This window comes from Streptomyces virginiae, from assembly GCF_041432505.1.
GTDB classification, from domain to species: Bacteria; Actinomycetota; Actinomycetes; order Streptomycetales; family Streptomycetaceae; genus Streptomyces; species Streptomyces virginiae_A.
Genome location: NZ_CP107873.1, coordinates 1 through 13,079 on the forward strand (window position 1 = coordinate 1; position 13,079 = coordinate 13,079).

Genomic DNA, 13,079 nt, shown 5'->3' on the forward strand with positions numbered 1-13,079 from the left:
ACGACGCGGAGTGACTGCGTCACTCCCAAGGGGCTGCAGCCGCTGCGCGACGCCGGGCGGAGTGTGGCCCGATGGGCCGTCACCTGCGGTGACGGCGGGGTGGTCCCGGTTGTTCGGGGACTGTGGGTCCGCGGTGGCCGGCTGGCAACGGAGGGGGGCTGCCGCGGGGTTCTTCGGCTTAATTGTAGCAGGTCAGAAGGGGTTTTGATGGGCTGTCAGGTTATCTGTAACGGTGTCTCAGGGGGGTGCGGCCCCTGCGGGGCCGAGGTCGTGCCGCTCGCGCTGCGCGCTCCCTCTCAGTAGCAGTATGCACACGGTCCCGCGGAGTGTCCACCCCGCCGGCCCCTCCCCCGGCACGCCACACAACGTAACAACAACCCCGGACCAGCATCAGCAAGTGGTCTACACCAGACAGATCGCCAACAAAAGGAAAAACACCGATTCCCGACCCACCAAACCGACCCAACGTCAAATACTAAAACCGAAACACCCCCTGACCGAATACCAAAAACACAACCCCACAACCCCCCGCCAAAAACAGCCGCCGTAACTGCATGCGGGCGTGGTCGTTGGCAGGCCATGAACAACATGAGGCGTGTACTGGCCGCTGTCGCTCTCGCTGGGGCAGCCCTGTCCTTCGGGGGAGCGGCCCAGGCCGACGATGGCAGCAACTGGGCCATCAATCAGGGTCAGTCAAGGAACGCTGGCAGCGGCGCGGGGGCGGCCGTCGCAGAAGAGGACACCACGATCGACAACAATACGGAGCACACGGTGAAGCAGCCTGGAGTCATGTCCGACGCGCTCGACAGTCTGGGCCTTCAGTAACCAAAAACGCACGATATCTGAACCGCCATCACAAGCAACGCCCACACATAGCTGCGCCCCCGGCCTATTTGACCGGGGCGCAGCTATAAATAGCGGGATGGGTCAGGCTCCGATACCGACAGAAGAGACATATGCATAGGCTGCATAGTCGGAATCGAGGTCGGTGATGACGTCGTCCCAGATTTCATCCACCAGCGCCTCATCCCGAGCGCCCCACGCACTCACCAGGTCGGTCCAGATGTACCGAACGGTGATGGAGCGGTCGCTCAGGGGGCGGCTGTACTTGGAGTCGACGTGGCTCTGGTCGACGGGGTAGATCTCCATGCGGCGGCCGCGGCCGTCGTTGTCGAGGTGCCGGACGAGCCAGCCGGAGCGGATCAGGTTCTCGCGCCGGCGCCACCAGTACGCCGCGTCGATCCGCTCTCTGGACGCCGGGGAGGGTGTGGCCTTGCCGCGCGTCCAGGAGCGCAGGGAGCGGGCCGTGACGCCCTGTTCAGCCAAGGCCTCGCGGCCGGCGGGGCTGTCGAGGTACCGGAGGCGGGCGGCCAGGCCTCGCCGGGAGGTGACGGGCGAGGTGATACCCGAGGAGTGGACGATCCGGTTGAGCTCCAGGATCAGGGCCTCACCGCCCTTCATCCCGCGGGCGTCGTGCTTACCCCAGTCACCCCAGCGAGCCCACAGATTCTCGGATCCTGCCATCAGCGCTTACCCCCCAACGTGTAGGTGCTCTTTTCCTTCACCTGATTCAGGTCCCTGCCCTCCGCGAACACCAACCGCCAATCGCCGATCACGTGCAACTCATCCGTGCCGGAGATCTCCACGACCTGCAATCCGGCCTTGTGAATTTTGTTGGCTTTCATCCACAGATTCGCGAACGCTTTCGCGCGCATGATGTGCATCCAGTCCGGGCGCCGCATATCCCGATTCGCGGTGGATTCACCCAGGGTGGAGACCAACTTAGAATACATTGATTTCACATAATTCACGGTCAGTTCATCGCCCTCGGCAAGAGCCGTCTTACGAACTTCCGCAAGGGCGCGTCGGAGCTTTTCCAACAGGACTTCTGTGCCGCCGGAAACGAGCGAGCGGTGAATTACCGGGGTGTCGGTGAGGCCTTCGCGGGCGCAGTCGAGGAGCAGTCGGAGGGTGGATTCGCTGACCCACAACTCCCCCGGCTCCATCCGGTTGCCCAGCGGGTTGGGCAGGTCGGTGTGCTCCCACTCGGCCGGAGTGAGCAGGTGGATCCCGGACTTCTTCCGGTCGTGGACGCCGCTGGTGTCCTCGCGGAGCTGTCCGATCGGCAACCAGCACTTGAAGGCCGACAGGTAGGCCGCGTTCATGTCGAGGGCGGTCACCTCGAACGTCTCGCCCTTCTTGGCCGCCTGGAAGATGTGGGGGTTGCGCCACTTCGGGCGGCCCTCCCAGATCTCGTCCGACCCCTTCTGGGAGCGCTTGCGCAGCACGTCGGCGGTCGGCGGGAACTCCGAGTGCTCGTACCGGCCCCCGACCCGCGAGGCCTTGAACAAGGCCATCACGTCCGGGATCGCGGACTTGATGAGCGCGGCCTGGGCGGCGGCCAGGTCCCCCGTGCACTCCTCCAGCACCTCGTGCACCCGGCCCGTGATCTCGTCGACGAGCGTCCCGGAGGCGTAGGCCCGGGGCCCCCGCACCACGGCCGGCCCCGTCCTGGCCGGCTCCGGCGCGGGCTCGACCTCGACCTCGGGTTCAGGCTCCGGAGTGACGGGCTCCACCGCGACGGGCTCCGCCGGCTTCGGGGCCGGCGGCTCGGCGGGGAGCTGCTGCGGGACGGGGGCCGGTGCGGGTGCTGCCGGGGCCGACGCCGGGCCCGGGGCCGGGGGTACGGCGGCGACGGCGGCCGCGCACTCCTCGGCACTCAGGTGCTGCGGGAACCCTTCCAGTTCGTCACCGGTCGGCTGCCCGCACAGCACACACAACCCCACCGGTGCTGCGGGGGCGGGCGCGGCGGCGGCCGGCTCGGCGGCGAACAGGGCGGCGGGGGCCGGCTGCGCGATGGCCGAGGGAGCCACGGCGTCCGCGGGGCGCAGGGCAGGGATCGAGCCGTGGAGTACACCGACCGCGTGCGTGGGACCGGCCAGCAGGTCCAGGAAATGCAGACCGAAGTGCTCGGCGAGCCGGTCAACGTCCTCCAGCGACCAGTGCTGGCGCCCCGCCTGTTTGCGTGAGACCTGCGCCTGCGACAGGCCGAGGCCGTCGGCGAGGTCGTTCTGGCGCTCACCGGTGCGCGTCATCAGCGCTGCAACCGTGAGCCTGAGGAGATCCTCAACACCCATCATGCACGCTACTTTAGCATGCTCAATACTGATTCCGCATACTCAATGCATGAATTGAGTATGCGTTTTGGCTGGGTAGGTGCCCCTGGTCCGGGCGTAGCGGGGTTCGTCGTGTCGGACGACGTCAGAACGTAAGTGGGAGACGACACGAGATGTCAGTGGTCGGCGACATGGGGTGTGTCAGTAGGCGGTGACGACTCGGAGAGCGTCCGGAGGCTGTGGAGCACGTTGTCCTGCAAGCGGTCGAGGATGTCGCCGTGGGTGACCATCTCGGTGGCGGCGAGGTCTTCGAGGGCCTGGCGCTGGGCGGCGTGGTGCGGGTCGATCCCGCCGTCGCCCCAGACGCGCAGGAGGGCCTCCGCCTCGGAGGACTTGGTCGGTCCGCGTACAGAGGCGTGCGGCTTCCTCCGCCCGGTGGCTTCTACCGGCCCGCCCCCGTTGAAGGACGTGTGAGTACCAAGCCAAACGCAGGAGCGGGCGCCGGGCTGGATCGCGAGGCGGGACCGGCCGGTCATGTTGGGCCACGGCCGCCGGCCCCGCCGACATCGGTGTTCCCCCCAGGGGGACAGGAGCGGTCGATCGTTCATCCGGCGACCGCGCCTGTCCCGGGCGTGCCCTCGTCGAGGACCGCTCTTCGACCTACACGGGAGGTACTGCGTCGAAGATCATCGCCACGACGCCGGTGTAGTCGCCCGGCTGGAAGGTCGTCCCCTTCGCGCTGATTTTGAGCGGGGCCCTGTAATTGACATCCGACTCGGCTTCCCCGACCACCATCTGGGGCGTGAGTGTCAGTTCACGGGTGCGGACGGCCCCGGCGCCGTCCTGCGCGGGGGCCGGTTCGACGCTGCCCTCGGGGGCTGCCGTGATCAGCTGGGGGAGGGCGAGGGCGATGTCCGCGGCAAGGTCGCCGGGCTCACGTCCGAGGGCTTCAGCGGTCCGGGTGAGCTCGTCCTGCCCGATGACCAGGGTGATCTGTTCGGCGGTCACCGGCTCGTTGGGCCCGGAGCCGACCCAGGACCGCAACTGCGGTTCCAGGCCGGCGTCCGCGAGGTCCTTCACAGAGATCGACAGGGTGGTCGGCGTCGGTGCGCCGTCGTTCACGGGATCGGTCATGAAGGAACCCTCCCACCATCCAACCGCCGGAAGATGGAAACCGACGGGTTCCCGGATTCCGGAAGCAGATTGGCCACGAACCCGGTGCCCGAGATCCGTTCTGACCGAGAGTCTGCAGTGGGTTCGTCACCATTCGCTGGGTAGTACGCGGGACATCCCTGCGGCGGGAGGCTGACCCTTAGGCCGATAATCATGGGCTTGAGGCAGCGGTCGATCTGTCTCTGGGGCCGAGGCGGGCGCACTCCGGGGTTTGACGGACGCCATGATCGGCTTCCGGCCAGTGAGTTGAAGTCAGTAGTTGTCCGATTACGGTGCGTCATGAAAGGCTCCGGCCTGGCAGGCAACGGGCCTGCTGGTGAGGAGCCAACGTGTCCGAGACCACGCCCAACTCAAAGGGCCCCGCCAAGGTTCAGTTCCTGGAGCAGGGGGCGAGCCTTGGTCTGACTCCCGCACCCGGGGCCACGACACCCGACGTGTCAGCCGCGCCTCTGGAGAAGAGGGTCGACGTTCGGTCGCCCTCCGCCGCGCTCGACTTCATCAGGACAACCGAGGGGCACCTCGATGAGCTGACCGGTGTCCTGCAGCGGATGCGGGTGCTGTCGATCCAGTCGGCGAACGGCACCTACAGCGAAGAGGACCGCTCGGCGATCCAGATCGAGGTCGACCAGCTGACCGACGAGATCGCCAGAGTCGCCGACCAGGCCGACTTCAACAAGATGAAATTGCTCAGCGACGCCTCGGCCGAGGCCAACGTACAGGCGGCCGACGAGCTGGGCATGATGCCCGCGAAGATCAACACACCGGCGTCACTCGCGAACGCCCAGGCATCGTGGACACTGCGCGTGCACGTGGGCGCGAATACCGACGAGGCATTGGCAGTGAACATCTTCGCTGCCGACATCCAGCATCTCTTCGCCGGCGAGGCGGCCACCCCCGCGGATCAGGGCGCAGCCACCCCGGCCGATCAGCAGGGCGGAGTCGCCGTGGCGGGCCCGGTGAATGTCATGACGGCGATCGACGCAAACTCGACCATCGCAAAGATCGACGTCGCGATCAAGACTGTCACGGCCCAGCGATCGAACCTCGGGGCGTTCTCCAACCGTCTGGAGTCGGCCATCCGAAGCAACGACTACGCAGTGGAAAACCTGACGGCGAGCGACACAGGCATCGAAGGGGCTTGATGGTCGAGAGCGCGAAGGCTGAGTCCTGAGCGGTCCCTGTTCGGTGATTTACTCCGAGGCACCGTTCAGTCTCCGGACCGAGCCGACCGTGGTCACGCGCTCCTGCGGTGAAGTCTGGTCCGGCGACGCCAGACCAGACCTGCTTCTCACCGCTGGTTGAATCCACCCGGCGTACCGCTTCACGCACGACGGCTCCTCGATGCCCGGCGGGGGGGCAAGTACGCGACCGCCGACCGCAGCGCATTTTCTCGCCAACTGGACTCCAGCGGCGTGCGTGGCGACACCGGGGCCGGAGACTCCCTCCCCCGCCCGGCCGTGTGGCCGGCTGGCTGCCCTTCCGGCTCAGGGCCGTCAGCCGACCACAGCCTCCTCGGTTCACTGCCGGAGGTGTGCGGACAGCGATCTACGGGGCAATGGGACCGATTCTCTTGTCGGGGTGTGCCGACAGGACCTATCGGGTGGCGGAGAGGTTGGACAGGCCGAAGAGGTCCATCAGCCGAACGGGGTCGGCGCTGAGACGAGCCTCGTCGACGATTCGGTCCACGCGCAGGCGGCCGGCCGGCAGGCCGACTCGCTGGAAGAGCAACTGAACCACGCCGGCGCTGATGGGCGGGCCGGAGTCGTCGACGGCGGTGTTGCGGGTGACGAAGAAGTGGGGATTGGAGCTGTCGGGCCAGCGCTGGTGGCGCTGGAGCTCCCACGCTGTGGCCAGGCCCAGGGTGAAGACGTCGAGGTAGATGACGTGGTCCATGCGTCCCGCCCGGCGCAGGCGCAGTCGGCCCTTGCTGCGGTCGAGGTCGGTTCGCCGGAGGTGGGCGAGCTGTCCGGGGAGAAGGGCGTAGATGGCGACGAGGGCGACCATGAGGCGGTCGCGCGGGTCATCGAGGCGGTCCAGGAGACCGGCAATGCGGTCGGAAGGCAGCGCGGTCGGCACGGATCGGCTGCTGGTGAGGGAGACACTGCGGGCCAGGTCTCGGAACACGAGGCGTTCGCGTTTGAGGGCCCTGAAGAAGGAGCGCAGTGCGGTGTGCAGGCGGCGGGCCTGGTCACTGCGGAGCGGGTCCAGGGCGTCCTCGATGTGCTTCCTGGTGATCTCACGGGGATCGGTGAGCCCGTCGGCGATCCACGCTTCGAGGGTGCCCTAGATGGCGATCACGTAGTTCTCGATGGTCTTGGGGCTGCGGGCCCGGCTGGAGGTGCGGCCCTGGCCGAGGAGTACGTACCGCGGTGGAGAACGCCGGGCGGGCGATGGCAGTGGCGTGGTGCCGGGCTCGGGCGATGCACGAGTCGGTGGGCGGTCGCGCAGCGAGCAGACCGCGTAGGCGGAGGTAGGGCCCGTCGGCGTGCGCGGTGATCAGGGTGAGGGCGTCGTGGCCCGTCACCCCGACGTCCTCGCGGGCCTGCTTCAGGCATCCGGCTACCTGGCCGAGCACGAGACCTTCGTCACCGTCTTCGAGAAGATCCTGGACGAGCAGAAGTGGGAGACCCGGGCGGTCATCCAGCTGACCATCGACGGGTACTCGGACACCGAGATCGCGGACAAGCTGAAGATCACCAACGCGGCGGTGCGCATGCGCAGGAGCCGCTTCCGTGGGGTCGTCTACCAGGCCGCCCGGGAGCGGCGTATCCGGATCCCTGAGCAGCTCCACACCAAGGCCAAGATCAACCGCGCCAAGCAGCAGGCAGGTGCCGCGTGAACACGCCCGCCCCGACGTGCAGGTGCGGGTACGTCTCGTACATCGTTCCGCCGCCCGTGGGGGCGGCCGGGGCCGGGAGCAGCCCGCCCACCCCGTCGGGGTCGACGGTCTCGGCGTGCGCGGCCCCGGACATGACGGCGAGCGTGGTGAGCACCGCCATGACCGGGATGGCCACCGTCCGGCCCCGCAGGCGCCGCATCACCTGACCTCCCGGGACAGCGCGGACAGCACCGCGTCCACGGGGGCCGTCAGGTCGGTGTCGGCGACGTCCTCGCTCTGGGCCACCCACCAACCGCCCGCTTCCTGCGTCATGCGCAGCGCCACGAAGGACGTGTGCGGCCGCTTGCCGGGCCAGGTGACGGCGTGGGAGGTCATCACGCCCCAGCCGGCCGGGTATCGGGACGTGGCCGGGACCTGCACGGCGGGTCGGTCGACGACGACGGGCCCGCCCGGTGATCCGGGCGGGGCGTTTGTCGTTAACGAGCAGGCCCGTTGCCGGGCCACGGGTCAGCGCCGGCAGACGGCGACCCCGACGCCGACCGCCGCAGCCAGAGCCCCGGCCACCGTCGCCACCGTCGCAATCGGCCCGGTGAGCGACGGGTGGGCGACGCACATGTAACCGGCCGTTGCGAGGACCACGGCGCCGACGATGACCAGGCACAGCGTCAGGAGCGGGTCCGTGGCCGGCTGCTGGGGCGGCCGCGGGGGCTGCTGCTGAGGGGTCTGGGGCTGCGGGTCGGTAGCGGTGGACATGGGGTTCCCTCCCGAAAGAGCGGCCCCGGACGATCCGCGGACATGGCGCTGCACACCTCTCCCGGGGGTTGCAGTCTGCGCACTCCGGTGAGGGGCAGACAGCACAGTGCGGAACGCGGGGGTTAGCCGCGCAACCCCACCAGTGCAGGGCCGAGGAGTTCGTTCGATGTCGTCGGGCCGGACGACCGGCAGAGCTCCGCGCAGACGTCCTCGCGCGCAGGACACTGTCCTGGTGAACACTCGACGCGTCTTGGGCACGGGCCCCCGCGCCTCCGCTGCCTCCGCCGGATCCCGCAGGGCCCGCCTTGCCGCCGAGGGCACCGCGCCGGCTCCCCCGGCAGAGTCCGCCCCCGAGCCCCAGTCCGTACCCGGCCGCCGCACACTCGGCGAAGGCCCCACACGCCACTGACCAGTTCGCACCTCACTGGCCCGTGCCAGCGTCTTCGTTGCAGGAGCATGCACGCCGCCCAGGAAGCATGGGCGCTCAGCCAGATTTGGCGCGTAGGACCGTTGTGCCCAAGCTGCACCTGGTGGACCATCGCGCGATGGCGATGTGGGAGACGATCCTTGCAACGGTTAGTGGCCTTGGCGGGGCGGGCCTCGGCGCCGGCGGCGCCCTCTTGGTGCAGCGGGCGAAACGACGTGACGATGCCGCAGCCGCAGCCGCAACCGCCCGGCGAGCGGAGGAAGAGCTCACACTGGAGATCATCGCCGCAGCACGCGCTGCGGCCAGGGCGTGGCTGATTGCTGCTGAGCGCGCGATCAGCGACCTGCAGCTGGGCCGGGCTGTCGACGCCGAGCGCTATGACGGGCAGCTGCAAGCGGAGCTGAGGGAGTTCACCTCGGGGCTGTATCGCATGGCGGGCCGCCGGCTTCCCGACACCCGGCTGACAGGCACCTGGACCCGCCCGGCTGGTCCCTTCGACTCCCGTCCGCTCGTGGACCAACTCTCAGATACCTCTCAGCGCATTCGTGAGGCTATCCATCACGGCACAGGGTCGCCGCTGCCGCAGACGGAACTCGAAGGAACCCTTACGGAGGCACGCTCCACCTTCTGGGCGATCAACGAATTCTTGATTCGGAACACCCAAGCCCTCACTGAACAGTTGTTCCCGCCCCCGATGGAACAGTTGCTTCCGCCCCCGATGATGGCCCCAGCCCCCGACTGGGCGGCGCACTCGGCGCCTGGCCAACCGCATGAATGACGGGGGGACCGGCACCCACATGAGGCAGTCAGACGCAAGTACCGACGCGCTTCCAGAACTCGACAACACAGTCCTGCGCCGCCACAGACCGTTCCCGGTTCTGACAAACAATCGCTGCTGCCTCTCGGCGACAAAGCCAGCCCCGTCATGGGTGACGCTCCCTCGCCCGTCGGCGTGTGGCCCTGTACAGCCCTGTGCTGGCCTGATGGGCGGTCAAGCGGCGTGGATATCTCGGGGGGTGGCGTTGATCGCCGTACGGGGCGCGCAGGGCTGCGTACGGGCAGTCACGGACATGGGCCCGCCCGGCACCTGAACGGGCACCGGGCAGGTCTTGAACGGGGCCTAGGAAGCCAGGGCGGCCTTCGCCGCCTCGTATAGGGCGTTCGGGTGCGAAAGCGACCACGGGGCCGGAGCGGCCGCCTGCTGCTCTTGGACGTCGGCGGTGACGTCCGGCACGGGGGCCTCAAGAACGGGTTCGTTCTCGAAGTGGCCGGGGGCGAACGGGTCCTCCTCGACCGGGAAGGCGTCGGCCTCGGGGTCGGCGGGGTCCTGGTCGTGGGCGGCGTGGAGGGGGGCAGGGACAACCGGCCGGGCCGCGGCGGCGTCCAGTGCGGCGAACTGCTCGGTGAGTTCGGCGCGGAGGCGGGCGGTCTCCTCAGCCTCGGCGGCCGCGGCGGCCTCCCGGGCTGCCCGGCGGGCGGCGGCCTCCTCGCGGCGCGTGTTCTCCTCCAGAGCCTCCCCGTGCGCCTGCTCCCGTTCCTCCGCCAACTGCCGGGCCCGGAGCTCCGCCGCGGCCGCAGCGCGAACCTGCTGCTCGGCGAGGAGCTGCGCCCCCTTCGCCTGGGCGATCCGCTCCGCGGCTCGGTACTGGCAGGTGTTGCACTCCTCGCCGGTGTTGAGGAACACCCCGGCCTCACAGTTCGGGTGGTCGCACTCGTGGGTGGTGAGCAGCGCGGCGAGGTAGCCGGCCGGTCGGGCGATCCGATCCCCGTCCTTGTAGCCAGCGCTTGAACGGAGAGGGCCCCCGGCCTGGTGCCACCCGATGCTCAGCCGGAGCGCGGCGTGCTCGGGGCGGCGCGGGTACATCGCGTACGGCCCCCGAGCGGGCGTCCGCGTAGTGCCCGAGGAACTCCCGTACCGCGCGGCGCAGGGTGGAGATGCGGGCGGCCGGGGAGGTCAGCACCCCGAGGTCGTCGAGCATCGCGTACACCTCGCCCTCACCGGCCACCGGCTTCAGCTCCGAGACCTGAAGAGGGCCCTTCGCTGCCCGCTTCTTCGGCTTCGCCGCCGCGGCGCCGGCCTCCTCCCCCTCCTCCGTTGCTGCCGACTCCGAGGAGTCCGCCCTCCGTGTCGGGATCCCACTGGGCGAAGCCCCATGGATCGGCTGCGGCGGCGTCCGCGCCTAAGCCCACATGAGGCCGCCTGCGCGCCTCCCACGGTTCCTGCTGCGGGAGGAGACAGGGCGTCACACGCGTCCGCACACACGCGACCTGAGGACCCTTACGCAGGGCCCGGACGCCCTTCAACCCACAGCGTCGGCTGGGCGGACCCCTGCGGGCCCGCCCAGCCGACGCTTCGGTTCAGACCCTCTCGGTCAGACGACAGACGTCCTCCCCGGACATCGCTTCGGCAGAGGCTTCGTCCTCTGTCCCAAGCCGGTCACTGATCCGCCGGCACACCTGTCCGAACTTCCGGCGCAGCCGCGCCACCTTGGGCGCCCAGTACTCCCGCACCAGCACACCCAGGTGCTTGACGACCGGCGGCACCACGACCACCAGGACGACTCCGACGGCCACGGCCGCCACGATCGGATACTCCGCGGCCAGCGACATGACCGCGTCGATGATGCTCTTCAACTTGATCTCCACATCGATGAACGGGCGCAGCGCCCGATCGGAGATCAGGCAGTCAGCACCCAGAAAGGGCTGGAGGCATCGAGCTGGAGACCGAGTTCCGGCCCACGGGGAACTTCGGGTGAAGCCATCCGGATCACACCGCACGGAGAGCACGCGAGCGGCGGCCCATGGTCGACGTACTCGTACGCAGCCGGGGACAACCACCGCTGGATGGCCAGCAGGAGGTCAGCCCGCCACACCGCGATCATGTCGGCAAGCGCGGCAAGGTCGCCGAACTCCGCTACGTGGAGGAGGGCGAGGGGCCTTGCTTCGCGTTCGCGCCAACCGAAGCTGCTCGTCGGCAGGACATCGTCGACGGTCTGTGCCAACAGCCCCGCCGACAGCACATACGCGCCGAAAATCTCGGGACCGCTGGCCCCCTTCGCGGGCCGCTCGTCCTCGTACTTGTACGTGTACCCGTACTCGTGTGGCCGCCGAAGTTCATCGACTCGCGCCTGCGAAACCTCACCGAAGGCCTCGCCCAAGAGCACGCCGAACGCGCCACGAGCGTCCTCGGCAGCCGCCGAACCACGCCGAAACGCCTCAAGAAGTGAGGTCAGGCGCGATTGGCCGGACCACATCACGCCCAAGCGCGTCGCTCGGCCCGGCCTCTGCACGAGGGTTTCGGTCAGGGTCTCGGCCCCCCGAAGCGTGTCCTGGTATGGGAGACCGTCGAGCATGGCAAGGGCGAGGCGGTACGTGGAGTCGGCCAATTCCTGACTCGGAGCAGGAGCAAGGATCGAGATCACGGGACTCGTGTCTCGGTCCCTCTGCTCCACCGTCGTCATACCGACAAGCGTACCGGCGCCGTGAGACGGTCCGTCGAGGTTTGCAGCCCGGTGGTACTGCTTCCGAAGAACCGGGCACCGGGCCTCACCCGCACACGCCATGTCGGCGCGAGGGCGCGGCCGCCCCCGGCCTGCGACGGCCTCGCGCCGGACGGCTCCACCCGAGAACAGGATCCCGTCGGCTCGGAACGGGCGGCCCCACCCAACCGCCTGAACCGCCGGCACCCTGCCGCTCCGGCACCCGACGTCACAGGCGGCTCGCTGAGCGCCTGTCACAGAGCCCTGAAGCCGAGGAGGCTCGGGCAACCCGCGCGTCCGCGTATGAGGCGCCTACAGCCCACACGGAGGGCTTTCGGCCAAGGGTGTGCCCGGCGCCCCGTATTGGGGCACTGGGCGAGTGGGTGGTTCTACCGGCCGAGCGGGGCAAGACGGGCCTGTGCCTGCTGCTCACGCCACGCCAGGTACTCCGCGCTCGGCGGCGGTGCCAACCCCCACGAGCTGTCCTCCTCGGGGCCGGGTTCCTCGGCCGGTCCGTGGCAGTCGGGGGCCGCATCGGCGAACTGCCCCTGCTGGGCGACGTCAAGGTCGAGCGCCGGGCCAGCCGGATCCGCGTTGGGTGCAGTTCCTTTGAAGGGAAGTGCTGAGCTGGGAGAACGCTGATCGGGCTGTGTTCGGGGCTTCTCGTCTCTACCGTGGTGGTGGAGGAGGGGGAGCGGATGGGCTCGCTGTTCGAGGAGTTGGAAGCCCGCGAGGCGGCCGCCCGGGTTCGGGTGGAAGAGCTCGAAGCCGAGCTCGCTGAGCTGTCCGGGAGGCTGGAGGTGGCCCGGGAGGGGCTGGAGCGTCTGCGGATCACGCGGGCGACGGTCGCCGAAGTGCTCGCGGAGATGGATCCGCAAGTGTCCGTGGCGGCGGCCGGTGCCGGACAGTCGCCTGCGGGTGAGCGGGCGGTGTCGGCGTATGCGGGGGCCGAGAGGCAGGTAATCGGGGTGCTGACCGTGCCGAACTGGCAGCCCGGGATGATGCCGGATGTGCTGCCGTCGGTGTACCGCGACATCGTGGAGGTGGTGGCGGACGCGCCGGGGCCGGTCCGCGCCAAGCAGATCGTGCCAAGGATCGGACTGCCGGCCGAGACCGGGAAGATCGAGGGAACCCGGTCAAAGCTGAAGCGGCTGGTGGAACGGGGCTGGCTGGACGAGGACACCCCCGGCATGTTCACCCCGGCCCGCCGCCGATCGGATGCTTCGCCTAACTCCAGCTGATAACAGGGCTCTTCCCCCTACATTCGAAGGTGCGACCCAATCGGATGCAGG

General features: G+C 69.0%; 15 protein-coding genes. 4 read left to right on the forward strand and 11 right to left on the reverse strand.

Annotated features, from left to right (window positions below; genetic code table 11):
• Positions 1 to 927: 927 nt before the first annotated feature.
• The 4 genes from OG624_RS42150 to OG624_RS42165 form a co-directional block, all read right to left on the reverse strand.
• The gene (locus OG624_RS42150) at positions 928 to 1,524 is read right to left on the reverse strand and encodes a hypothetical protein (RefSeq protein WP_331719565.1); all 597 of its coding nucleotides are present in this window, start codon (positions 1,522 to 1,524) and stop codon (positions 928 to 930) included.
• Positions 1,524 to 3,140 carry a helix-turn-helix domain-containing protein gene (locus OG624_RS42155; RefSeq protein ID WP_331719566.1) on the reverse strand — a complete coding sequence of 539 codons (1,617 nt, stop codon included), beginning with the start codon at positions 3,138 to 3,140 and terminating at the stop codon, positions 1,524 to 1,526. The genes OG624_RS42150 and OG624_RS42155 overlap by 1 nt, the downstream gene beginning before the upstream one ends.
• Positions 3,141 to 3,292: 152 nt before the next feature.
• Complete coding sequence (locus OG624_RS42160) at positions 3,293 to 3,652, reverse strand: hypothetical protein (RefSeq protein ID WP_331719567.1); 360 nt, start codon at positions 3,650 to 3,652, stop codon at positions 3,293 to 3,295.
• A 124-nt stretch (positions 3,653 to 3,776) separates the two neighbouring features.
• On the reverse strand, positions 3,777 to 4,250 hold the full coding sequence (locus tag OG624_RS42165; protein ID WP_331719568.1) for a YidB family protein: 474 nt from the start codon (positions 4,248 to 4,250) through the stop codon (positions 3,777 to 3,779).
• A 368-nt stretch (positions 4,251 to 4,618) separates the two neighbouring features.
• Here OG624_RS42165 and OG624_RS42170 point away from each other — a divergent pair, with 368 nt between their 5' ends.
• Positions 4,619 to 5,431, forward strand: a complete 813-nt coding sequence (locus OG624_RS42170; RefSeq protein ID WP_331719569.1) for a flagellin N-terminal helical domain-containing protein — start codon at positions 4,619 to 4,621, stop codon at positions 5,429 to 5,431.
• A 451-nt stretch (positions 5,432 to 5,882) separates the two neighbouring features.
• On the opposite strand, the gene OG624_RS42175 is transcribed toward OG624_RS42170, so the two are convergent.
• Positions 5,883 to 6,413 carry a hypothetical protein gene (locus OG624_RS42175; protein WP_331719570.1) on the reverse strand — a complete coding sequence of 177 codons (531 nt, stop codon included), beginning with the start codon at positions 6,411 to 6,413 and terminating at the stop codon, positions 5,883 to 5,885.
• 388 nt (positions 6,414 to 6,801) lie between these two features.
• Between OG624_RS42175 and OG624_RS42180 the strand changes: the two genes are divergently transcribed.
• Complete coding sequence (locus OG624_RS42180; protein WP_371638815.1) at positions 6,802 to 7,128, forward strand: hypothetical protein; 327 nt, start codon at positions 6,802 to 6,804, stop codon at positions 7,126 to 7,128.
• Here OG624_RS42180 and OG624_RS42185 read toward each other — a convergent pair.
• The 3 genes from OG624_RS42185 to OG624_RS42195 form a co-directional block, all read right to left on the reverse strand.
• Positions 7,094 to 7,327 (reverse strand): hypothetical protein, encoded by a 234-nt coding sequence (locus OG624_RS42185; RefSeq protein WP_331719572.1) that lies wholly within the window; start codon positions 7,325 to 7,327, stop codon positions 7,094 to 7,096. The genes OG624_RS42180 and OG624_RS42185 overlap by 35 nt on opposite strands.
• Positions 7,327 to 7,503 (reverse strand): hypothetical protein, encoded by a 177-nt coding sequence (locus OG624_RS42190; RefSeq protein WP_331719573.1) that lies wholly within the window; start codon positions 7,501 to 7,503, stop codon positions 7,327 to 7,329. The genes OG624_RS42185 and OG624_RS42190 overlap by 1 nt, the downstream gene beginning before the upstream one ends.
• Before the next feature lie 132 nt (positions 7,504 to 7,635).
• A complete protein-coding gene (locus OG624_RS42195) occupies positions 7,636 to 7,881 on the reverse strand; it encodes a hypothetical protein (RefSeq protein WP_331719574.1) in 246 nt (81 codons plus the stop codon).
• 512 nt (positions 7,882 to 8,393) lie between these two features.
• Between OG624_RS42195 and OG624_RS42200 the strand changes: the two genes are divergently transcribed.
• The gene (locus tag OG624_RS42200; RefSeq protein ID WP_331719575.1) at positions 8,394 to 9,086 is read left to right on the forward strand and encodes a hypothetical protein; all 693 of its coding nucleotides are present in this window, start codon (positions 8,394 to 8,396) and stop codon (positions 9,084 to 9,086) included.
• A 342-nt stretch (positions 9,087 to 9,428) separates the two neighbouring features.
• Here the strand turns inward: OG624_RS42200 and OG624_RS42205 are convergent, their stop codons facing one another.
• From OG624_RS42205 to OG624_RS42215, 3 genes are all read right to left on the reverse strand, one after another.
• Positions 9,429 to 10,172, reverse strand: coding sequence for a hypothetical protein (locus OG624_RS42205; RefSeq protein WP_331719576.1), 744 nt, complete (start codon positions 10,170 to 10,172; stop codon positions 9,429 to 9,431).
• A gap of 494 nt (positions 10,173 to 10,666) precedes the next feature.
• Entirely contained in the window at positions 10,667 to 10,942 is a 276-nt protein-coding gene (locus OG624_RS42210) for a hypothetical protein (RefSeq protein WP_371638816.1), read from the reverse strand.
• A gap of 44 nt (positions 10,943 to 10,986) precedes the next feature.
• Positions 10,987 to 11,769 carry a hypothetical protein gene (locus tag OG624_RS42215; RefSeq protein ID WP_331719578.1) on the reverse strand — a complete coding sequence of 261 codons (783 nt, stop codon included), beginning with the start codon at positions 11,767 to 11,769 and terminating at the stop codon, positions 10,987 to 10,989.
• A gap of 692 nt (positions 11,770 to 12,461) precedes the next feature.
• Here OG624_RS42215 and OG624_RS42220 point away from each other — a divergent pair.
• Positions 12,462 to 13,028, forward strand: a complete 567-nt coding sequence (locus OG624_RS42220) for a hypothetical protein (protein ID WP_371638817.1) — start codon at positions 12,462 to 12,464, stop codon at positions 13,026 to 13,028.
• Positions 13,029 to 13,079 lie beyond the last annotated feature (51 nt).

Bases quoted from the DNA above. Each gene is read 5' to 3' on its own strand.
- OG624_RS42150 (WP_331719565.1), bottom strand. From the start codon at position 1,524: ATGGCAGGATCCGAGAATCTGTGGGCTCGCTGGGGTGACTGGGGTAAG.
- OG624_RS42155 (WP_331719566.1), bottom strand. From the start codon at position 3,140: ATGATGGGTGTTGAGGATCTCCTCAGGCTCACGGTTGCAGCGCTGATG.
- OG624_RS42160 (WP_331719567.1), bottom strand. From the start codon at position 3,652: ATGACCGGCCGGTCCCGCCTCGCGATCCAGCCCGGCGCCCGCTCCTGC.
- OG624_RS42165 (WP_331719568.1), bottom strand. From the start codon at position 4,250: ATGACCGATCCCGTGAACGACGGCGCACCGACGCCGACCACCCTGTCG.
- OG624_RS42185 (WP_331719572.1), bottom strand. From the start codon at position 7,327: ATGCGGCGCCTGCGGGGCCGGACGGTGGCCATCCCGGTCATGGCGGTG.
- OG624_RS42190 (WP_331719573.1), bottom strand. From the start codon at position 7,503: ATGACCTCCCACGCCGTCACCTGGCCCGGCAAGCGGCCGCACACGTCC.
- OG624_RS42195 (WP_331719574.1), bottom strand. From the start codon at position 7,881: ATGTCCACCGCTACCGACCCGCAGCCCCAGACCCCTCAGCAGCAGCCC.
- OG624_RS42205 (WP_331719576.1), bottom strand. From the start codon at position 10,172: ATGTACCCGCGCCGCCCCGAGCACGCCGCGCTCCGGCTGAGCATCGGG.
- OG624_RS42215 (WP_331719578.1), bottom strand. From the start codon at position 11,769: ATGACGACGGTGGAGCAGAGGGACCGAGACACGAGTCCCGTGATCTCG.